This is a genomic window from Litorilituus lipolyticus (assembly GCF_006439335.1).
Taxonomy (GTDB): domain Bacteria; phylum Pseudomonadota; class Gammaproteobacteria; order Enterobacterales; family Alteromonadaceae; genus Colwellia; species Colwellia lipolytica.
Window position 1 is genome coordinate 259,627 of record NZ_SAWY01000019.1, and the last position, 21,462, is coordinate 281,088.

Here is a 21,462-nt window from a genome sequence, read left to right on the forward strand (position 1 = left end):
ATAATATCTTATAAGTTGAACGCCACGAGTAACTGAAATAATAAGTGTCATCAATTAGGAGATATTTATGAAAACAGTTATTAAAGCGAACAACCAATACACTGCCAAAATAATAGGCACCCACTTTGGACTCGAATCACATGTAGTAAATAATCTGTTATTAAAAATTGGCTTTCTAACTAAAGCGTCACAAGGGCACGGCTATTACCTAACACAAACGGGGCTAAACAAAGGAGGTGAACAACTAACCGATACTATTAAAGGGATTTCATCGGTAAGATGGCCTGAATCCATATTGCACGATCAACATTTAGGCGCAGAAATAGCTCAGTTAAAAGGTACTGCAATGCAAGCTAACACCACTGCGAACAAAAAGGAACAAACAGATTTTAGAAAACTGTATCCTGCAAACATTCGTACGTCTGACGGACATTATGTGAGATCAAAAGCAGAAGCAATGATTGATGATTTCTTATTTAATCATGGCATTGTGCACGCTTATGAAAAAAAGTTGCCGGTAATTGAAGATTTAGTCTGTGACTTCTTTTTGCCTCAAGGCAAAGTATGGATTGAGTATTGGGGATTTGAAAACAAGCCTGAATATTTGGATAGAAAAAAGAAAAAGCAAGCTATTTATCAAAAATATGGCGTTAATCTGATTGAGCTAACAGATAAAGATATTCAGAATTTAGACGACGTTTTGCCACAAAAACTATTAACGTTTGGTATCCAACTTTTTTAAATATAGATAACCAAAACATTTTTAATATAACGTGATTGAGGAATTAATATGCAAAAAGAAAAAGTTACCGTAAACGAGTTAAAACTACTATCTGAAAAAGAGCAAATTGAACATATTAAATCGTGGTTTTTGAAATATTTTCATTGCCCAAGCGAAAGTTGTTTTATAGATGATGATACTGGAAATTGGGTCTTTTTTAGTGGCCCTTGGGAGCAAGCCACTGTTCTAGAAGAGTATTTTGGGAAATATGTGGAAGAGCACATTATCAATATCGTTTCAGAGCAATTAGGAGAGCACGCAACTGAATGGAATTCAGAGATTGAAGCCCATGAAATGGATGAGGTTTTATTGCCTATTGATTTATCTATAGCTAATAAAAGTACCGGAATAAACACATTATTTATCGCTAACAGAGACCCCACGGTATATCTTGATCCAGAAGATATTTTCTAAGGTTAGATTTTAGCAATGCTAATTCCATGCGTAACACAAGGATTTAAAGATTTATATTTTACACAATCAAACATTCTACAAAAATGAACGTGGTAATGACTTTGTTATTAGCGATATTCACGGTAACCTAGATTGCTTGAATCAAGTTTTGAAAAATGAATCCTTCGACTTTAACAATGATAGACTATTTGCCTTAGGCGACATTATTGATAGAGGCTCACAATCAGAATACTGTTTTGCGTTGTTAAATGAACCTTGGTTTTTCTCTGTGCTAGGCAATCATGAAGCCATGTTTTTAGAGCAATATAAAGCTAATAATTTTTCATACTTGAATAAAAATATAGGCAACTTATGGATTGAAAAATGGCAAAACAAAAAAAGTCAATTAGAGCAATGGGCGCACGATATTAATAACAATATGCCACTGACCATTACCTTAGATTATGATGGTTTTACTACCGGCCTTGTTCATGCAAAAGCCCCCCAAATATGGCCTACACAACAAGGCAATAAGGTGCCCATTGAGCAATGTAATGAACAGCTCTGGGACAGAGAAGATTTTTATAAGCTTAATCATCTTAGCGCTTATCAAGGCACAGATCTTATCCTTATGGGGCATAATCCGGTAAAAAAAATTACCTTACGTGGCAATCGAATTTGGTTAGACACCAATCACGGCGCTGGAAATCTGTCGATTGTCAACGTAAAGAAGTTAGTAGCATTATTTAGGAAGTAGTATGAATAGTAGTAATGACGCCCAAAGAGATCTAAGCATTCAAAAAAACTTTTCTGATAAAGCAGAAAAGTTTTCGACACTGATTAATAATACCACTAAGAAAAAAAAGCACGATAAGAGCGTACTGAAAAATCTCTATACAGATTTATGTAAAAGTTATGATACCTACCTTCGCTATCAACTAAAGTGTATTGAATTTTGCGATTTGCTCATCTTATTGGTAACAAATGAAAAAGCATTTATCGAAAAATACAAATGTAATCGTTACGCAAAAGAAGCATTAAATCAGCTAGCTATAAAACCGCAACTGAGTGACTTTATATCTCTTGTTGAGCAGTTCAAAAATAATGTGCCTACTAATATTGGCAACTGGTCACAACAAATTCGCCAATTAGAACACAACAAAGAAGCGTTCAAAACAGCAATTAAAGATAATAGTTTTCAACACTGTCCTTCATTAATGGAATTAGACCTAAATATCTTAGTGCTTGGTTTTTTGCGCTATAAAGTCAATAGCTTAATAATACTGAAAGAGGATGATTTTCGCCACACTGTTAACACTGAAGATAACGTGGAAAAAGTGGATAAAATAGAAACAGTATTAAACCCCGAATCTTGGCAAGGAGCTATTAAAAAAACATCAAGCTTAATGAATAGGCTCGTAGGCAGAGTTTGTTGTTTAAACCAAGTTGAATTTAATCTCGTTGATGACCAAGATAAAACTGAATCAAAACTGAGGTTTTTCGCAAGAGTTAAAAAGTGTGACGAAGATGTATTAGCAGTCGTAACGAACTTGAGTGAAATGTTATCTGCTCGCTATTTATACGTAGAAGGCAATTTAGCTTCTGACGATAGAGTGTGGGAGTGGTTCAAAAAAGATGTGCTAATTTCACTTATGGGAATAAATACCCCAGATATTTACAAATCACTTAAACAGCATAGTCAAGAAACACCTTTTGGATATTTTGATAAAGATTTTGCCCTTATTTGTACAAAGTTAGGGCTAGTATACAAAGCCGAAGATAATGATGGTGATCAGCTTATGATAACGAGTCTGGCTGATAAAAGTTATTGTGGTTATTTAATAAAGATAGCTAAAGGAGCCTCGACATTTAATATTTATACTCAGAGGTTACTTAAGGAAATACAATCTGTATTTGAAATAAATACGAAAAATAATAATCAAACAAATAGCCAATTTTGGAATGAGGAAACGAGGGACAGTAATGTTGTTCTTAACCTTGATGAAAGTTTAAAAAGCTTTCTAGCAAAAGCCATTGAACAGGTTGCAGGCCCTTTAATTGAACGCGGTGAAGATGCTTTTTCTAAAACAACTATTCTTGAAAGCTACTTTGGCATCACAAGATGTAAAAAAAGCGAACGTTCAGCATATGCTCACTTGTATATAAAATATATCGATCAGCTATTTGGCAGAGAACTTAGTAGATATCTAGGTAAGCCTTTCCCGATAAAGGCTGATCTAGATATGTTCCTACATGAAATATACACGCCACAAATACCAAACAATGAAATAGCGACAAAAATAGAAGCATTTTTTAAACGCCAAAATAACTTAGCTGACTGCATAATTGAAATTAACCAGAGCTTAAATGAGTCTAATAAAAATTCAGTAGTTAAAGAAATCTTAGGTGACATTACTGCTGCTTATGGCATAGAGCATCATTTGATATTTGCATTAATTGAAAAAAACATTGAGCAAATAAGTTTATCAAATGTGAATTTATTTGGCTCTAAGGAAAAAATAACTTTCAAAAGATTAAAAGCATACTCAAAAAGCGACAACCCACTTCTTGAGTATGCTAGTGATGCCAACACGTTATTTAAAAACAACGTGTTAGTGCGGTTGTTCATCAACGTGATGCTAGAAACTCAAAAAACTGACGCATCAAGGTTAGAACAGTTAATCGAAGTTAGTACAATAGAGGAGCTTGAGTGTACTCATAGAGCTGCGGTTCATAACGAATTTGTCGCTAAGTTAAAAGTAGAGAAAACGAAAGTTTTAGATACTTTCGAGAAATTTAAATGCGACCAAATTTATATTGCAAAGATTTACGTTGTTTTTCATTTACTAAACTGGGAAAAAGACAAATCAAAAGAGCCAGTACCTAAAGTTATTGAGCAACTTGCCTATAGCTATCTGAAGCAACCCAATAAACCGAAAACATTCGATAATTTCAAAAAATCACCCATTAAAAATATCAGTGTTAAAGGGGAACTAACAAGTAAATTTGATAAATTTCCAATCACCGAGTTTATAGAAGTTAAGAATACCACCACTGAGCAATCAAGCAGCTTTCAACTTGCTAACTTTGCCAAACAAGAACTGATAAATAATGAATGGGATATTGAGGCTATTGAACAATGTTTAAATAGCACAGGAATTGTAGAGTCGGTTTGGGTAAGCTTGCTAAATTGTACAGGTGACTTGAAGTTTATGGCGCTAATTTCTAAGTTCTTAGATGGAGCCAAACCCGCGAAAAAGAAACAAGATCATAAGCACTATAAAAATTACGTAACAACGGGAAGTTTTGTTAATAACTTTTTGAGTAGTGTTGCTAACATGGAGTTCTCGGAGTGGCTATTTCCTCATTCTCAAGATCAAAGAGAAATACTAGAAAACAAGTTAATAGCACTAGGAAATATACGCTATTTTGGTGATGAGCATTTTGAAATAGAGCAGTCATTAAATGCTGAAAATAAACTAGGACAAGGAACCTTTGGGTGTGTCTATTTGGCAAAAGATTTAGCACTTGATGCTAAAGTAGCTATCAAGCTGATACCTACTTGGGGTGATGATCCGGAAAGCCATGAACGCATAACAAAGAAGCTTCTTTCTGAAGCATCCATAATGCGCCACTGTCAACATGACAATGTTGCTATTGTTTACGGTTTACATAAGTTTCAAACAAATAAATTTAGTTATATTGATGCATCAACACATGAGCAGCAAGCCTACCTTAAAGAGAAGTTTATTTACGGTATCATCATAGAGTACATAGATGATGCACGCACATTAGAAAGTTTTGTGCAGTCCCAAGAATTTGCAAATTATAGCTATAAAGAAAAAATAAATTTATTTATTCAAATATGTAAAGGGGTTGAACAGGCTCATAATTTGCCTACGCCAATGATACATGGCGATATAACACCAGCTAATATTCTGATCGATAAGAACTGTATACCGAAATTAATAGATTTTGGTATAGCAAGTCAGGCAGGTAACTATTTAGGCGCAAACTCAGGAAAAATTTATTCTTCTCCTAATATTCTAAGTGGAGGGAAAGCAGACATAAAAGATGACATTCATAGCTTAGGGATGATTCTTTTGTTTTTACTTTATCCTGCAGTTATAAAGGAGTTAGTTCAATCAACTACCTCATCTCACTCTGAACGACTTAAATTGTTTTTCCATTTATTAGGTTTCGGTGCAAATTCTGCCTGTTTTACAGTTGATGAAACAGATGCCCATAAAAATCTAAAGCAACAATATAATCAAGTAGAACACTTTAGTTGGGGTAAATTTGAGGAATTAATACTTAATAACATATTGATTCCTCAAAGCAGCTTTTGGGACTTTGACTGGAGTTTTTTATTTGCGACTTTATCAAAATCACTAAATAGTGTTTCTTTAAGTTGTCATTTTGAATCTAATATAGCAAATGAAAGTAATACTTATTCTCAGGTAGCCTCATTAATAATATCTTTAAAAAGGTTTCTTACTTCTGGTGGACTAGCAGACGCTTTAAATTCTGTAAAGTTAAGAACTGTGGCTATTTATAACGGGGAAACATTAGAAAGAGAAAATATAGCCAATCTACCTGTTTTTGATATTTATGGAGATATACAAAGACAAGTACTGCCTATGAAATTGTTTGAGTCTCTTGAGACCATTTGTAAAGTTGATAACTTTAAAAAAGACTGTCTTACATTTATTGCTTTTGAACAAAACCACAATTTCTCTCGCCCATTCATATATCACCTACCAAATAGTTGCTTTGTTGGTAAAAATTTTACAACAAATTTTATCCGGGACTTTTATCAACCCAATAAGCAGTTATTGGAGCAATTAAGTCGCTTCGATAGCTCTCAATTCATTGAACAGTTTATAAATTTAATAAGCACACTTCCTCAAGAATATACAGCTATGAAAGAAGCTAGCTATAACCCTGACTTAATGTCAAAGGCAGCTACTTTTAGCTTAAGTTCAATAAAGTATTCTTTATTGTTTGATTTGATAGAGCAAATAAGCGGCGAGCTATTGAAATGTCTCCATCAAGAATCTACTGCTGTTAAAGTCATTGAATTGATAAATGAAGCGAATAGAAATGGGCTAGGTGAACTTGAATACACCACTAAAATAGAAATTTTGAACAACTTTGAGTCCTCGTCAAATTCAACAAAGTTTTTACAAGCAGATGATGAATTTGAAAGCATATTTGGATGGAGAGGAAGCTTTAGTCAAACAGAGTTACAGCTCATTAGTGAGGTACTATTCTCTGATTCAGAGTTTAACAAAACATTGTTAATAAACTTTTTGGGACTTAAACCTCGGCTAACAAATATTGGTCTTTTAACATTTATTTTGAAAAATGTATTTCCTCAAAACTTTATTGAAAATGCACAAATTTCTATCCGGAATTTAATGAACAGCGAAGAATATAAATTGGCAAAAACAGATATAGCACTAATAGAAGAATATATGCACGATAAGCTTACCGAGCATCATCTTTACCTTAAGTGCAGCGATCCATATACTAGCCCCGTTTCATATTGTAATTCATATCCTGAACACAAAATGCCATTTATTATTTTATCAGATGTTGATAGTAAATAGCGTGAGTTATGCTTAGGGAATCTATTTAGAAATAAAATACAAAAACCATAATCTTACAGCTTAAACGGAATCAAAGAAGTGTTTAATTAGCCCATCAATTAGGAGTTGGTGGGCTAATAAAATGAATTAACCCTCCTGCTCCTCAACAATGGAGCAGTATATGAACTACAACGACAACAACAATACAAATTTACCAGAAGATGAATCAAGCGCAGGGTTTGTTTTTGTTCTCATTGTTATTGCCACAGCCTATTACTTTTTTAGCAACAGTGACCCCGAAGAAAAGCCTGACTACGTTATTGCCGCTGAATCTCGCATCAAGCAGCTAAATAACACTTTAGACTATTATCGTTCTCTTAGAACTCAAGCAACGAATAATTGTGAAACATTTGCAACAAAACTTCACAACAATGGCCATTTCAATGTTTATCACTCTACGTTTCATGGCACAAATAGTTTGTGGGATTTAAACAAACACTACGCCTCCAACAGACAACTAACCCCCCTGAGAAATTGCTCTGTAAAACAGGTCAACTTTGATCAGAAAGACAGTGCTAACAATTTACTGATGCTATGTGAAACTGGCGGAGGTGGGTGGACCACCAACAGAGTATTAGCGAGTTGTGCTATTAATGACGAATTTAACGTTAGCAAAATTAATGTCTATTCAGGTAAATCATTTCATATTATGGAAGGAACAGGCACCGGTGCCCCTGGTAACTTTGCAGGTCGCATGGTGTCAGGAAAAGTAAGGTTTGAAGTTTATAAAAACCAATTTATTGACTACGTCAATGGCAGCTTTCTCAAAGACTTAAACAAGAGAAAATCAATGGATGAGTTGATTTCAGTGGTCAATAGCAAAATTAACAAGGCTGAATTCTTGGCTAAAAATGGCTAACTCCTTCCCACTGACAAAATAACTAATTAAAGAGGTATTTATTTTATGAAAAAATTATTTATGACACTATTAGCATTAACGTTAAGCCCAAGCATGGTGAAAGCTGTCGAAATTGATCCGCAACTTCAATCAGCACTTCGCTCATTTAAAGCACTTACCAAACTAAATGTTAAAACGGTGTCAAGAACGCCAACTACAGGAATGTTTGCTTTGTATACTAACAGTGGCCCCATGCTAATCAATCACACGGGTCAGCTACTATATTCGAAAGAATATGCTTTTCATGCAGATGTTAATGGCAAAATTAAGGGTAAAAAACACGAAAATATTAGAGCTGAAGCAGTTAATGAAATTAATGAGGATCATGTAATTGTCATTAAAAAAGGGGATGGCTCAAAACCAATTATTGTCAATACTGCGCTTGACTGCCCATATTGTTTAAAGCAGGAACAATTACTGGCTGCAAAAGATAAATTAAATGCAACATTAATACTAATTCCTTCTGTTCTCGACAAGACAAATTGGCCAGTTTTAGAAAAGGTGATGTGTAGTGCTAATCGAGCAACTGCCTGGCAAAATTACATGCTAAATGGTGTTATTCCAAAAAATAATGGCAAATGCTACTGGTCTGCTAACTTTAGTTTTCTCGGCCAAACTATATACACGAGCAATGTATTACGTACCTACGGCACACCCCAAATGATCCATGGTGATGGCAGAGTTCAAAATTTTAAAAAGCAAAATCCATTGGGTTTACCGCCAAGTTTTGGCAAGAATAGCAAAGATATTTTCAATGAAAAGAATATAACAACAGCTTACTTTTCAGGTGAGGTTTACAAACCGAAAAAGAAATTATTTAACTGGTAAATACTTATACACTGACAACGAAATGTGGCAGTCAAAACTGAAACTGTTTTGACTGCCATAAAGATGAAAAATAACATAAATGCATTAATATATGAAATCCTCCCTCTTACACTGGTAATTTTAGTGCTCATGAATAAATACACCATAACCCATTATTTTCAAGATATTCCCCCAAACCAATGGCAAGATTGTATTTGCCACCGCTACGAAACTGAGTATTACGGCGGAAATACACCAGAGAACATTGCTTTTAATAACCAAATGGAAGAATTTGATGAATTCTGTAAAAGCAATAATATTGAAATCGAGGATTATTTTCCTTTAATTGAAATTAAGCCCGTGATTAAGGCGCTTGGCGTTCTTTGTCAATCCATAAACCTTCCAAATGCAGATTTTACAATCGTAGATTTTCTAAAATCAATTTATGAACAACTACCCACTCAAGCTATAGCTGAAGATGGTTTCACTATAATTTTAGACACTTCCCCTGTTTATCATTTCACAAGTGACCCCATAAATATGACCTATTTAACTGTCAATATTAGCGGTATTGGTTTTAATCACATTCCATCTAAAAATGCGTATCAAGCTAGCGTGTGCTTAAAGAATAAAGAAACTGATGAAAGTATAACGCTTATTAATATTGTTAGAGATATTTAACTACAACTTAATGCTTAAAATAAGCAATACTATGGCATTGGGGGAAACTCAATCTATGGCTAACTTATTGTCAAAAAGATTTTAATAAATTAGAAATTTTCACTTAATTAAAAACTTACAACTCAAACGTAGCCTTCTAAATTCATAATGCTTCTCAAATCGAGGAGCGTTTTTATGAAATACATCAACAGAAACAACAAAGCAATTGAGGTATCTACTACTGAGCTACATTTTGATGAGCTAAATAATTTTCCTATTGAAGTTATTGTAGAAACAATAAATTTTTGGGTGCCAACTTTAACTTTTGCCAAAGCAATTAAGTATGCTGATTGGCAATCAATACTAAATTTATTCTACTATACAGAATGTCTAGATGATGCATTTTTTAACGAAACCCCTCCTTTTGGATTACTTGACTCCTCCACAGGAGAGTCGGTGTTGGCGCAAAATAAAATTTTGAAAAAATTACGCCAAGTACAATCTGTCATGCTAAGCAAAGGCCAATACAGCGCTAGAACAAAGCGTATCGCAAGTTTAGATAATCTAGAAACGACCAAGATTTTAACCTATCGCACAGAGATATTAAGAGATACGCTACATAATGCATCCTATGAAGATTGTGTAGCCGTCATGGCAGCTATTAATGGCAATGACGTTGGTGATGAAGTCTTAAAGCTTATCTTAAAATCAAAGGAAGATATTGAGTATTTTATGTTACAGGATATGCGAAATGTGACTGACGACAAGGCATTATCCACTATCAATACATTGCGTGAAAAACTAGAGTATTACGCCCGTGAACCCTGGCATATAGGCCATGAACCAGTTAATCGTTCAAATGAAGCGATAATCGAGCGCAAATTTGTAAAAGTAGTCGGTGAAGCTTGCGACGAGCTGAAGCATGGCTGTCGTGAAATGCCGAACAAGCACTTAGCAAAAATTCTTATTGCCATTAATGACGAACTAAAGAATGCCTTTTATGGACTATTATCAGACGATTATGCTCGAGAGCTAAAAGTCGCAGTAGCAAATTTAGAAAGTGATATATTTAACAAGTGGAAATCTAGATCTTTCTTCAAGAATAAATCAGAGTCAGACGTCACTGCCTTTATTCAAAAACAACATAATTACAACTGTCAAAGAGCCTATCGACCTTTATGTCGATTAGAGAATTTTATCAATAGTCATCAGCTTGTTACCGAAGAACCTCTGCCTGGTGCTGAAAATGATGCTCAAACCCCACTCTCGTTTACACAATTAGCCAACTATCAAGATAGTGCTATTCGCTATATGTTAAGGCTGGCTCATACGGATGATTTATTAGCTGCCTTTTATTACTGTCAAAGCGCACCAGAATTGAAAAGGATTTACAACATTGTGCCGACAATGAAGCGTAGGTTTGAACAAGCATACCTTGTTCATGATGTAGTGCCGACCGAACAAGCTGTTCAAGCCCAGTTAAAACTGATTAACCTTCTGGAATGCGCACCAGAAGTACCTAAGCCTGATTTAAAAAAACAACCTATACAAACAGCTCAACAGGAGCGGCTAGAGCCCAAGGTAAAAATTGAACCACAACAATTAACTAAAGCTATTTATAACAAAGCGGCTTTAGAAGAAGTGTTATTACTCAGAGATGCAACTGGTGAACACGGTGCAGAAGCTGTACGCAAAGTCTTAGATAAGGGCCCCACTAAAACCGTATTAATTGCAACACAGAGAATGCTCGATGAAATGGAGGGTTTAGCACAAGACTTTCCAAACCTTGCTGAACCAATTGAAGAAATTTTAATTTGTTTAAAGCTTTCCTTATTTAATCAATCTGCCATTGAGTTTCCTGTCATTAATTTACAATCCGTACCTGGATGCGGGAAGACAGAATTTATACGCTCTTTAGCCTGCAGATTAGGATTAGAATTCTTTGACCAAAGCGTATCCGGATTTGGAGGAAAGCAAGATCTGATTGGCGGTTCCAGTCAATTTAAGAGCAGTAATATAGGGGCTATTGCTGAGTCTGTTTTGGTGAAAGCTTCTACTGCTCAGCCTATTGTATTGCTAGATGAAATTTGTTTGGCTCGTCCAGATATCGATCATTCTATTGTCCCTAGCCTTTTAGGTCTGTTTGATATTGAGCAGCGCAAAAGCGTTAAAGAGCAATTCTTAGATGTTGAAATGGATTTGTCATCAGTGCTATTTTTTACCACAACAAATAATTATGAAAACTTAATCCCCGCAATTAAATCACGTTTAAAAAATTACGACATTCAGCCACCGTCACAACAGCAAATGCGTACGATTTGCCAAAACATTTATACAAACTATTTAACAGAAAAGAACTTTCAGCATTTTAAAGAAAAACTCAATGAAAGAATCATTGATTTACTCAGTGAACTAACCCCAAGAGAAGCTAAAATAGCAGTTATTTCAGGCATTCGTCGAGCCTTTGTTAGAGCGACTAATAGAGAAAGTTTAATTGAAGTAGAGCTTCAAGATGTTTCAGCAAGCAGAGGAAGTTCTTGTGAACGCAAACCTGCTGGGTTTATTCACTAGGGAGATTGATTATGAAGTTTTTCGATCCAACAACAAGGGATACGCTCACGCAGCAAAATAGTTTCTTTGACGAGTTTATAATTTTAGATATTGAAGCTAGTAGTCTTGGGTTTACTTCCTACCCAATTGAAGTCGCAATAACGTCCTCAATGGGACAATCAGCAAGCTATCTAATTCAACCAATAACTATCTGGCAAAAACAAGGGGAATGGGATGTTTACGCAGAAAAATACATCCATAAAATATCACAAGAAATGTTAATAACAAATGGCGAAAACGTGATATCTGTTGCAAGAAACCTTAATAAAATGTTCAGAGGCAAGTTGCTGTTTTGTGGCAATCTTGAGTATGACGGCATTTGGCTTTGTAAGTTATTTCAAGCTGCCAATGTTGGCGTAGAATTTCATTTAACAGACTTAACATACTTGTTAGAAAGTTGGGGAGCTAGTAAAACTGAACAGTTTTGGAATATCTACAACAACATAACAAACTCGCAACCGCATAGAGCATTGCCTGATACCAAACGCTTTGTAGATGCCTACACCAAACTAATTGAACTTTAGTATCGACAGCATCATTCATTTGAAATGACTTTAGACTAACAGGCACCTCTACCAAGTAAATTTTACGCCAATATGCATGTTAAGGGTTAAATATGACTACAACAGAAAACTATTTTAAAGGTTTAAGAAAGAAGGTTAAGCAATACGGTTATACCTTAATGAGTGTTACTGCTGAATACCCAAGAGCTGATGAACACGCTGCATACTGCTATACGATTGGACTATCAGATTATGGATATCCCGAACTATTATTTGCTGATTGCTTTTATGATGAAACCCTTTCATTAATAGATACTGTATTGGAGCTTATTGGCAAGTTAGAGCCCTTAGAGATTGGGCATATTATTAAGTCAAATAATCACAAGTATAAGGCAGTAGAATTATTAGATGGGGTTAAGGGGGAAATCAGTGCACACGCAAAAAAATATTTTGAACTTTATCGACATAAGACCCCAGATTATGACTTAGTTTATTTAGGACAAGCTGATGTGTTTGGGTTGTTTCCTGATGAAAAAGAGTTTGTCGAATCTAAACATATCAGACGATGCTTTTACAAATTACAGGCTGCAAAATCATTTGTTGGTCTAGTGTTGCATCAACCAGAAGAAACCCACTAAAGATGGAAATTTAACTTTGATTGCTAACTTAAAAGGTAATGACATATGAGCATTGGAAACCACAAAAACTATCTTATCATTGACGTTGAAGCGACCTGTTGTCACGACGATGCCTTTCCAACTACGGAAATGGAAATGATTGAAATAGGTGCTGTAATGGTGTGTGGTGAAACACTAGATAAACTAAGCGAGTTCTGCACATTCATTAAACCAGTGCGCCACCCCAATTTAACGCAGTTCTGCACTGAGCTAACGACCATCACTCAAGAAGATGTAGATGCTGCACCAAACTATCAAGAGGCAATAAAACAGCTTAAAGTATGGTTATATCAATTTGAAGACTTTCTATTTTGCTCCTGGGGAGATTATGATAAAGCCCAGTTTATGCAAGACTGTGGACTTCATAAAGTACCCTACCCCATTCCTGCGCCACATCTAAATATTAAAAAACAGTTCTCAAAAGCTCAGCGTGTTAGAAAACGTCAAGGCATGAATGACGCCCTCAAGTTAGCAGGTATTCCTCTTGAAGGCACGCATCATAGGGGAATTGATGACGCAAATAACATGGTAAAACTCATGCCTTTTGTATTAGGACGAAAATTTATTTCTCGTCAAAAATAAATAAAAAGAATGTGCAGAAGTTCTTACTCTAATGTTAGATACAAACTTTTAAATACCATATTTCAAAAACAGTTGCGCACATTAAACAGTGTTTCAATCATTATTTAATGTGAGCAAAATGTGGCTTGGTCTATAACACTTATTCCACAGTTACTGACTTAGCAAGATTTCGAGGCTGGTCAACGTCTGTACCCTTAATGATTGCTACATAGTACGACAGTAACTGTAGCGGTAAGGTATACACGATAGGGGCAATAATATCGTCACAAAGTGGTACATCAATCACTTTCATGGTTTCATCGCTAGCAAAATTAGCCTTGCTATCAGCAAATACATACATCAAGCCGCCACGTGCTCTTACTTCTTCTACATTTGACTTTAATTTTTCAATTAAATCATTTTGTGGTGCTACAACAATAACTGGCATTTCAGCATCGATTAATGCCAATGGACCGTGCTTTAATTCACCCGCAGCGTAGGCTTCAGCATGAATATAAGAAATCTCTTTTAGCTTTAACGCCCCTTCCATCGCAATTGGGTATTGATCACCACGACCTAAGAATAGCGCATGATTTTTATCGGCAAAATCTTCTGCTAACGCTTCAATAGAGTCTGCTAAAGCTAACACTTCTTCCAATTTGTTGGGCAACGTCATAATCGATTGTGATATTTCAGCTTGCTGCTCTTCACTCATACCATGGTGTTTACCCAAAGCCAGTGTCATCATTAATAAGCCAACCAACTGTGTAGTAAATGCTTTAGTAGACGCTACACCAATCTCTGCGCCTGCTTTTGTCATAAAGGCTAAATCAGATTCACGTACCAGCGATGAACCAGCAACATTACAAATGGTTAAACTTGCTTTATAACCTAAGTCTTTTGCCAATCTTAATGCCGCTAGCGTATCAGCTGTTTCACCTGATTGTGAAATGGTCACTAACAAAGCATTCTTAGGCACGTGGGACTTTCTATATCTAAACTCACTGGCTATTTCAATATTACACGATACGCCTGCATGCGCTTCTAACCAGTAACGTGCCACCATACCTGAATGGTAACTGGTGCCACAGGCAATAATTTGTACATGTTCAACTTCTTTAAAAATATCGTCCGCACTATCACCAAAGGCGTTAATATCTAGCTTAGAGCCCATTAATCGACCTTCTAGGGTGTTTCGAATAGCCGTTGGCTGCTCATAGGTCTCTTTTAGCATATAATGGCGATATTCGCCCTTATCGCCTGCATCGTGACTAACTTCAGATTCTTTCGCTTCGCGGATAACTGAATTACCGTCTTTATCAACAATATTGACTTCAAATCGAGTAATCTCAGCAACATCTCCCTCTTCTAAATAAGAAAATTTTCGGGTAACAGGCAGTAATGCCATTAAATCTGATGCGATAAAGTTTTCACCAAGGCCGTAACCTATAACTAATGGGCTACCAGAACGAGCAACGACAACACGATCTTTATCACGCGTATCCATCACAACAGTACCATAAGCACCTTCAAGTTGTTTCACTGTCAGTTGTACCGCAGCCATTAGCGATGATGCAGTTTTTAACTCATGATGAACCAAGTGAGTGATAACTTCTGTATCAGTTTCTGAGGTAAACTCATAACCTAGCCCTTGTAGCTTCTCTCTTAATTCATTGTGGTTTTCAATGATACCGTTATGCACTACTGCAATAGTATTTGATGAGATATGCGGGTGTGCGTTCGCCTCACTTGGTGCGCCATGAGTAGCCCAACGTGTATGAGCTATACCTGTGCCACCGATCAGTGGCATATCGTTTAAGGCGTCAGCTAGTTCTTGAACCTTTCCAAGTCTTCTTACGCGGTTTAAGCTGCTCTGGTGATCAATAATTGCTACGCCAGCTGAATCATACCCTCGGTACTCTAGTCGTTTTAGTCCTTCAACTAAAATATCTGCTACGTCACGTTGTGCAACTGCACCAACAATGCCACACATAATTACTTTCCTTTATTCTTTATCTGTTTTTAAGGTAGAGATGTCCTACCTAAATATTCTCTGCTTTATTAAGCGATAATTAGTTTTACACCTTGATTTGTCAGAGCTTCTTGCATTTCGCTTGATAAGCCATCATCAGTGATCAGTGTATGAATTTGCTCCCAAGACAATTCTAAATTTGGGATTTTCTTCGTTATTTTTTCTGACTCAACTAACACAATAACTTCTCTTGCTACTTCAGCCATAACTCGGCTTAAGCCAATGAGTTCGTTAAAGGTTGTCGTACCACGATTTATATCTATGCCATCAGCACCAATAAATAATTGGTCAAAGTCATAAGAACGCAAAACTTGCTCTGCAACTTGGCCTTGAAAAGCTTCGGAATTTGAATCCCAAGTACCGCCAGTCATTAGCAATGTCGGCTCACTTTCAAGCGCATGAATTTCATTTGCAATACTCAGCGCATTTGTCATAACTACTAAGCCATTTTTATTCGCTAACTCACTCACTAAAGCAGCGGTAGTTTGGCCACTATCAATAATGATTCTATTATGGTCACGGATCAGTGTAGACGCTCTTTTAGCAATTTTACGTTTTTGTTCTGAAAGTGTTTCCGCTTTTAGTTCAGTTATTTCACTAGGTAAAGCAACAGCACCACCATAACGCCTTAACAATAAACCGCTATTTTCTAATGCTGCTAAATCTTTCCTAATAGTCACTTCAGAAGTATCAAAATGTTTAGCTAAACTTTCAACGCTCACCTCGCCATGTAAATTAAGGTCTGCAATAATATTATGACGACGTTGTTGAGTATTTCTTTTTGGCATGTTGAATGACTTTTGTAGTTTACTTTCGAAAGGGTTCGATATATTTCGTTATGAATTCCATTATGTTTCATACCGAAAGATAATGCAATACAAAGTAGTTACTATTTCTACATTTCTGACCATTTAGTCAGTTTAATTATAAAAAAAAAGCACCTAATGGTGCTTTTTTTCAATTTACAGAGAACCTAAGACTTTTTAACTGGACGCTGCCAACCAATAACATTGCGTTGTTTACCTCGCGCTATTGCAAGCTCTCCTTCTGCTACAGCTTTACTTATCACAGAACCAGCGCCAATTGTCGCCTTGTTCCCTATTTCAACGGGAGCAACCAGTGAGCTATTTGAACCAATGAAAGCATTATCACCAATAGTAGTGGTTGATTTATTAACTCCATCATAATTACAGGTAATTGTTCCTGCACCAATATTAACGTTACTGCCAATATCAGCATTGCCTAAATAGGTTAAATGACCAGCTTTACTACCTTCGCCAATAACAGTCTTTTTTGCTTCAACAAAATTACCAATATGTGAGTCACGCTTCATTAGCGTATCTGGTCTGATTCGTGCAAAAGGCCCTACAGAACAGTCAGCTTCAATGACAGAGTCTTCAATAATGGAATTAGGCTTAATTACCACGTTTTCGCCTATGGTTGAATTTTTGATAATTGAATTAGCACCAATAGTTACGTTATTTGCTAAGCTTACTTCGCCTTCAAAGATGCAATTTACATCGATTGTAACTTCACATCCGATTAAAAGTTTGCCCCTTACGTCAATACGAGCAGGGTCACGTAAACTTGCTCCAGCAATCATTAACTCTTCAGCGGTACGCAATTGATATGCTCTTTCAAGTGCAGCTAATTGTACTCTATTATTCGCGCCTTCAACTTCAATCTCTGTTTCGGGGTGTGCTGTTGCTATTAACTTTCCTTCGCTATGAGCTGAGGCGATTATATCGGTTAAATAATATTCACCTTGCGCATTATCATTAGATAAGCCATTTAACCAACGCTTTAGGTCCTTACCATTTGCTAGTAATATTCCTGTATTCGCTTCATTGATAAGAAGTTGCTCTGCACTCGCGTCTTTTTGTTCAACAATACCAACAACAGTTTCTCCCTCTCTAACTATGCGCCCATAGCCTGTAGGGTTAGCTAAATGTACGGTGAGTAATGCCATACCGTTATCTGGTTTGACTGAGAGAAGATTTTCTAACGTTGATACTTTAGTTAATGGTACATCGCCATAAAGAACTAATACATTCTCATCATCTTTAATAAAAGGAGATGCTTGGTCAACAGCGTGACCTGTACCAAGTTGCTCTTTTTGCTCAACAAAGGTCAAGTCATTACCAGTTACCTTCGCTTTAAGTTGCTCGCCGCCAAAGCCATATACAACATAAATATTTTCAGCGCCTAACTGACGAGCGCTATCAATAACATGCCCTACCATGGGCTTATCTGCTACAGGATGAAGTACTTTGGGTAATGATGAGCGCATACGAGTGCCTTTACCCGCAGCAAGAATAACAACAGAAAGTGACATACTGAACCTATACTAAGATTGATTTGCGCGTATTCTATCTTTGTTTAAAGTGAATACCAAGGTGTTATATTAGCCTTTATTTAAGACACCAACTTCAAGACTTTCAAACCAATCGAGAAATCGCTTAACATCATCCCCTTTAAAAATTCTACCGTGCTGAGGACACATCATTTCAATGTCTAGTTTTCTAACGCGCCTTACCCAATCATTTTTAGCTTCATTGGACGGCATCCAACGTTGATGAAACATTCTCATCTTCTTAGCGTGCTCATCAAAGTCTTCAACAAACAAAGGTGCATCAACCGCTTCCATCGCTGCGCCAATATCACCCGACATCAATATCTTAGCTTCTGGATCATACACATTAAAATTGCCTGATGAATGTAAATAATGAGCAGGGATAAACTCTAAAGCTACACCATCAAGTTTTAGTATATTTCCCTCGTCTGGGATGGCTGCATAATTAATGTTGTTCATACCAAAATGTCGAATAAAACTCTCCCACAACCATGGTGAATGTAATGTTGCAGAAGGTAAAGCCTGATCCCAAAGACCTAGCGAAGAAATGATGTCTGGGTCTTGGTGAGAGGCAAATAAATGAGTAATTTTATTGGCGGGTACCTGCTTTATAACAGCCGCTAGCATAGCCGAAAAAAGCTCAATTCCACCAGGGTCCATTAATAATGAATTATTCTTCGTCACTACCATATATTGGTTTGTATCAATGATAGCCTCAGGTTTTTCATCATCTCGGCCAAACATTATCCAAGTATGACTTGGGCATTCAAATAATTTCTGAGTTTTCATTCTTTAATATCATCCAGTATTATTAGTATTCTTCCAATGTGGAAACCATTTGCTGTGAGTATTTGATATGATTTTTTATCTTTCCTGCAGCCCCTTCAACATTATCAGCCACATTAATTAACGCATCTTGATATTGCGCACCAGCTTGTGATGCCTCAACTCTTGATAGAGTTGCTAAAATTACGGCGTTACGTAATTCACTGCTTAACGTAGCAAGCTCTTCACTTAATTGTTCGATTTGCCTTCTATAAGTTTTTTCTAATCTATCTTGCTCTGACTTACAGCGTTCATACACTTCATCTAGGCTATGAATGTAAGGCGATTCATGTGCAATTTTATAGACAGAATTGAAATGTAAGATTGCACCATCTGCACGGACTTTTTCCGCCGAAGTTTGGCTCAACACAGCGGCCATTTGGTTTATTTTTTTAGACGATCCTATCGTTATTTCTGCTAAGCGGTCTATAAAGTCAGTTAATGGCCTAAAGCCTGCCGCGCGCTCGCCTGCACGAAGTGCTACTGCTCTTGCGTTACTTGCAGTTAATGATAGCTTTTGTGCGATGGTCGTTGCTTGATCTAGCTTTGCAGCAATTTCTGCAACGGAAACGAAGTAATTTTGTGATAGATCAGTCATTTAATCGGATATTTAATGAGACATTCAATAAATATAGACAGTGTTTATCACTAATGTAAGGAAAATGATTAATTTATTTAAAAATATTTGCTGATCATTGATCTAGACATATTATTCTAAGTACAGAAATAAAAAAGCGAGTTTCACTGAATGAAACTCGCTTTATATATTTTGAAATCACTAAAACTTAGTGCTTGTTTAATTGCATATAACCTATGCTATTAAACTTTTCTTTTACCTGCTTGAATAACACGTAATTGTGCAATTGCGCGCGCTAGTTCTGCGGCAACTTCAGCATAGTCTACATCTCCGCCATGAGCGTTCATGTTTTCTTCTGCACGTTGCTTAGCTTCTAACGCAGCTTGTTCATCCAAATCATCTGCACGTGTAGCAACATCTGCTAATACAATTACATTATTTGGTTGAACTTCTAGCATACCACCAGAAAGGTAGATTACTTCTTCAGTACCATCTTTCTTAGTAATTAATGCCATACCAGGTTTTAGTGAGGTCAGTAAAGGTGCGTGACCAGGCATAATACCTAATTCACCTTCACTACCTGTGATCTGTAATGATTTTATGCTACCAGAAAATAAGTTTTCTTCTGCACTTACCACATTCAGATTTACAGTTAATAATGCCATTTGACTCGACCTCTTTAAGGGTTAAACACTTACAGCCAAGCCATAAGTGTTAACCTGATAATTACGCTTTGTTCGCTTTCTCAATGGCTTCTTCAATAGAACCAACCATGTAGAACGCTTGCTCAGGTAAATCATCGTAGTCACCAGCTAAAATGCCTTTAAAGCCAGAGATGGTGTCTTTTAATGAAACATACTTACCTGGAGAACCAGTAAATACTTCAGCAACGAAGAATGGTTGAGATAAGTAACGTTGGATCTTACGTGCGCGAGATACTGTTTGCTTATCTTCTTCAGATAATTCATCCATACCTAAAATAGCGATGATATCTTTAAGTTCTTTGTAGCGTTGTAATACTGACTGAACACCACGAGCAACTTCATAATGCTCAGTACCAACCACTAATGGGTCTAACTGGCGTGAAGTAGAATCAAGTGGGTCGATTGCTGGGTAAATACCTTGAGCAGCAATGTCACGACTTAATACAACAGTTGCATCTAAGTGAGCGAAAGTCGTTGCAGGACTAGGGTCAGTTAAATCATCCGCAGGTACATATACCGCTTGGATTGAAGTGATTGAACCTTTGTTAGTTGACGTAATACGCTCTTGAAGTACACCCATTTCTTCAGCTAATGTAGGTTGGTAACCTACCGCTGATGGCATGCGACCTAGAAGTGCTGATACCTCAGTACCTGCAAGCGTGTAACGGTAGATGTTATCAACGAAGAATAATACATCGCGACCTTCATCACGGAATTTTTCTGCCATTGTTAAACCAGTCATCGCTACACGTAAACGGTTACCCGGTGGCTCGTTCATCTGACCGTAAACTAACGATACTTTATCTAGTACGTTAGAATCGTTCATTTCATGGTAGAAATCGTTACCTTCACGTGTACGCTCACCAACACCAGCGAATACAGAGAAACCACTGTGCTCGATTGCGATGTTACGGATAAGTTCCATCATGTTAACGGTTTTACCAACACCAGCACCACCGAATAAACCAACTTTACCACCCTTAGCGAATGGACAAACTAAGTCGATTACTTTGATACCAGTTTCTAACAATTCGTTAGACATTGATTGTTCAGCGTAAGCAGGTGCTGAACGGTGAATAGACCAACGATCTTGCTCGCCGATTGGACCAGCTTCATCAATTGGCTCACCAAGAACGTTCATGATGCGACCTAAGGTCTCTACACCAACAGGAACTTGGATAGCTTTACCTGTGTTTACTACATTCAGACCACGACGCAAACCGTCTGAGGTACCCATTGCGATAGTACGTACAACACCGCCACCAAGCTGCTGTTGAACTTCAAGTACTAAACCGTCAAGGTCACCTTCGGTTATGTTTAATGCGTCATATACCTGAGGTACAGCATCTTGTGGAAATTCAACATCCACAACTGCGCCAATGATTTGGACGACTTTACCTGTACTCATGTTTATTCCTCTTAATTTAAGT

Annotated in this window: 18 protein-coding genes; 11 read left to right on the forward strand and 7 right to left on the reverse strand. The window is 36.7% G+C overall.

Translation table 11 applies throughout. The features are described 5' to 3' along the window. Positions 1 to 67: 67 nt before the first annotated feature. The 11 genes from EPA86_RS09225 (at position 68) to EPA86_RS09275 (ending at position 13,562) form a co-directional block, all read left to right on the forward strand. On the forward strand, positions 68 to 742 hold the full coding sequence (locus EPA86_RS09225) for a PDDEXK family nuclease (RefSeq protein WP_140603140.1): 675 nt from the start codon (positions 68 to 70) through the stop codon (positions 740 to 742). A gap of 48 nt (positions 743 to 790) precedes the next feature. Beyond that, positions 791 to 1,195: a hypothetical protein gene (locus EPA86_RS09230; protein ID WP_140603141.1), complete on the forward strand. Its 405-nt coding sequence runs from the start codon at positions 791 to 793 to the stop codon at positions 1,193 to 1,195. 115 nt (positions 1,196 to 1,310) lie between these two features. Further along, positions 1,311 to 1,931: a metallophosphoesterase gene (locus EPA86_RS09235; protein ID WP_281284870.1), complete on the forward strand. Its 621-nt coding sequence runs from the start codon at positions 1,311 to 1,313 to the stop codon at positions 1,929 to 1,931. Position 1,932: 1 nt separating this feature from the next. After that, positions 1,933 to 6,786 (forward strand): serine/threonine-protein kinase, encoded by a 4,854-nt coding sequence (locus tag EPA86_RS09240; protein WP_140603143.1) that lies wholly within the window; start codon positions 1,933 to 1,935, stop codon positions 6,784 to 6,786. A gap of 160 nt (positions 6,787 to 6,946) precedes the next feature. Next, on the forward strand, positions 6,947 to 7,684 hold the full coding sequence (locus EPA86_RS09245) for a hypothetical protein (RefSeq protein WP_140603144.1): 738 nt from the start codon (positions 6,947 to 6,949) through the stop codon (positions 7,682 to 7,684). A 45-nt stretch (positions 7,685 to 7,729) separates the two neighbouring features. Continuing rightward, positions 7,730 to 8,551 (forward strand): thioredoxin domain-containing protein, encoded by an 822-nt coding sequence (locus tag EPA86_RS09250; protein ID WP_140603145.1) that lies wholly within the window; start codon positions 7,730 to 7,732, stop codon positions 8,549 to 8,551. Positions 8,552 to 8,575: 24 nt separating this feature from the next. Next, positions 8,576 to 9,211: a hypothetical protein gene (locus tag EPA86_RS09255; RefSeq protein ID WP_140603146.1), complete on the forward strand. Its 636-nt coding sequence runs from the start codon at positions 8,576 to 8,578 to the stop codon at positions 9,209 to 9,211. Positions 9,212 to 9,385: 174 nt separating this feature from the next. Then, the gene (locus tag EPA86_RS09260; RefSeq protein ID WP_170309615.1) at positions 9,386 to 11,761 is read left to right on the forward strand and encodes an AAA family ATPase; all 2,376 of its coding nucleotides are present in this window, start codon (positions 9,386 to 9,388) and stop codon (positions 11,759 to 11,761) included. A gap of 11 nt (positions 11,762 to 11,772) precedes the next feature. Next, complete coding sequence (locus EPA86_RS09265; protein ID WP_140603148.1) at positions 11,773 to 12,324, forward strand: 3'-5' exonuclease family protein; 552 nt, start codon at positions 11,773 to 11,775, stop codon at positions 12,322 to 12,324. 92 nt (positions 12,325 to 12,416) lie between these two features. Further along, entirely contained in the window at positions 12,417 to 12,941 is a 525-nt protein-coding gene (locus EPA86_RS09270; RefSeq protein WP_140603149.1) for a DUF4262 domain-containing protein, read from the forward strand. 45 nt (positions 12,942 to 12,986) lie between these two features. Then, positions 12,987 to 13,562, forward strand: coding sequence for a 3'-5' exonuclease (locus EPA86_RS09275; RefSeq protein WP_140603150.1), 576 nt, complete (start codon positions 12,987 to 12,989; stop codon positions 13,560 to 13,562). A gap of 139 nt (positions 13,563 to 13,701) precedes the next feature. Here the strand turns inward: EPA86_RS09275 and glmS are convergent, their stop codons facing one another. From glmS to atpD, 7 genes are all read right to left on the reverse strand, one after another. Continuing rightward, on the reverse strand, positions 13,702 to 15,534 hold the full coding sequence (gene glmS / locus EPA86_RS09280; protein ID WP_140603151.1) for a glutamine--fructose-6-phosphate transaminase (isomerizing): 1,833 nt from the start codon (positions 15,532 to 15,534) through the stop codon (positions 13,702 to 13,704). 68 nt (positions 15,535 to 15,602) lie between these two features. Next, positions 15,603 to 16,361, reverse strand: coding sequence for a DeoR/GlpR family DNA-binding transcription regulator (locus EPA86_RS09285; protein ID WP_140603152.1), 759 nt, complete (start codon positions 16,359 to 16,361; stop codon positions 15,603 to 15,605). A gap of 185 nt (positions 16,362 to 16,546) precedes the next feature. Further along, positions 16,547 to 17,908 (reverse strand): bifunctional UDP-N-acetylglucosamine diphosphorylase/glucosamine-1-phosphate N-acetyltransferase GlmU, encoded by a 1,362-nt coding sequence (gene glmU, locus EPA86_RS09290; protein WP_140603153.1) that lies wholly within the window; start codon positions 17,906 to 17,908, stop codon positions 16,547 to 16,549. Between the two features lie 69 nt (positions 17,909 to 17,977). Then, positions 17,978 to 18,715: an oxygen-binding di-iron domain-containing protein gene (locus EPA86_RS09295; RefSeq protein WP_140603154.1), complete on the reverse strand. Its 738-nt coding sequence runs from the start codon at positions 18,713 to 18,715 to the stop codon at positions 17,978 to 17,980. A 22-nt stretch (positions 18,716 to 18,737) separates the two neighbouring features. After that, positions 18,738 to 19,349, reverse strand: a complete 612-nt coding sequence (locus EPA86_RS09300; RefSeq protein ID WP_140603155.1) for a chemotaxis protein — start codon at positions 19,347 to 19,349, stop codon at positions 18,738 to 18,740. 221 nt (positions 19,350 to 19,570) lie between these two features. Further along, on the reverse strand, positions 19,571 to 19,993 hold the full coding sequence (locus EPA86_RS09305) for a F0F1 ATP synthase subunit epsilon (protein ID WP_140603156.1): 423 nt from the start codon (positions 19,991 to 19,993) through the stop codon (positions 19,571 to 19,573). Between the two features lie 61 nt (positions 19,994 to 20,054). Beyond that, entirely contained in the window at positions 20,055 to 21,440 is a 1,386-nt protein-coding gene (gene atpD / locus EPA86_RS09310; RefSeq protein ID WP_140603157.1) for a F0F1 ATP synthase subunit beta, read from the reverse strand. Positions 21,441 to 21,462: the final 22 nt, after the last annotated feature.

Excerpts from the sequence above, each read along its gene's own strand:
- atpD (WP_140603157.1), bottom strand. The coding sequence starts at position 21,440 with ATGAGTACAGGTAAAGTCGTCCAAATCATTGGCGCAGTTGTGGATGTT.
- EPA86_RS09240 (WP_140603143.1), top strand. The coding sequence starts at position 1,933 with ATGAATAGTAGTAATGACGCCCAAAGAGATCTAAGCATTCAAAAAAAC.
- EPA86_RS09305 (WP_140603156.1), bottom strand. The coding sequence starts at position 19,993 with ATGGCATTATTAACTGTAAATCTGAATGTGGTAAGTGCAGAAGAAAAC.
- EPA86_RS09295 (WP_140603154.1), bottom strand. The coding sequence starts at position 18,715 with ATGAAAACTCAGAAATTATTTGAATGCCCAAGTCATACTTGGATAATG.
- EPA86_RS09230 (WP_140603141.1), top strand. The coding sequence starts at position 791 with ATGCAAAAAGAAAAAGTTACCGTAAACGAGTTAAAACTACTATCTGAA.
- EPA86_RS09250 (WP_140603145.1), top strand. The coding sequence starts at position 7,730 with ATGAAAAAATTATTTATGACACTATTAGCATTAACGTTAAGCCCAAGC.
- glmU (WP_140603153.1), bottom strand. The coding sequence starts at position 17,908 with ATGTCACTTTCTGTTGTTATTCTTGCTGCGGGTAAAGGCACTCGTATG.
- EPA86_RS09265 (WP_140603148.1), top strand. The coding sequence starts at position 11,773 with ATGAAGTTTTTCGATCCAACAACAAGGGATACGCTCACGCAGCAAAAT.
- EPA86_RS09245 (WP_140603144.1), top strand. The coding sequence starts at position 6,947 with ATGAACTACAACGACAACAACAATACAAATTTACCAGAAGATGAATCA.
- EPA86_RS09225 (WP_140603140.1), top strand. The coding sequence starts at position 68 with ATGAAAACAGTTATTAAAGCGAACAACCAATACACTGCCAAAATAATA.
- EPA86_RS09275 (WP_140603150.1), top strand. The coding sequence starts at position 12,987 with ATGAGCATTGGAAACCACAAAAACTATCTTATCATTGACGTTGAAGCG.
- EPA86_RS09300 (WP_140603155.1), bottom strand. The coding sequence starts at position 19,349 with ATGACTGATCTATCACAAAATTACTTCGTTTCCGTTGCAGAAATTGCT.
- EPA86_RS09270 (WP_140603149.1), top strand. The coding sequence starts at position 12,417 with ATGACTACAACAGAAAACTATTTTAAAGGTTTAAGAAAGAAGGTTAAG.
- EPA86_RS09285 (WP_140603152.1), bottom strand. The coding sequence starts at position 16,361 with ATGCCAAAAAGAAATACTCAACAACGTCGTCATAATATTATTGCAGAC.
- glmS (WP_140603151.1), bottom strand. The coding sequence starts at position 15,534 with ATGTGTGGCATTGTTGGTGCAGTTGCACAACGTGACGTAGCAGATATT.
- EPA86_RS09260 (WP_170309615.1), top strand. The coding sequence starts at position 9,386 with ATGAAATACATCAACAGAAACAACAAAGCAATTGAGGTATCTACTACT.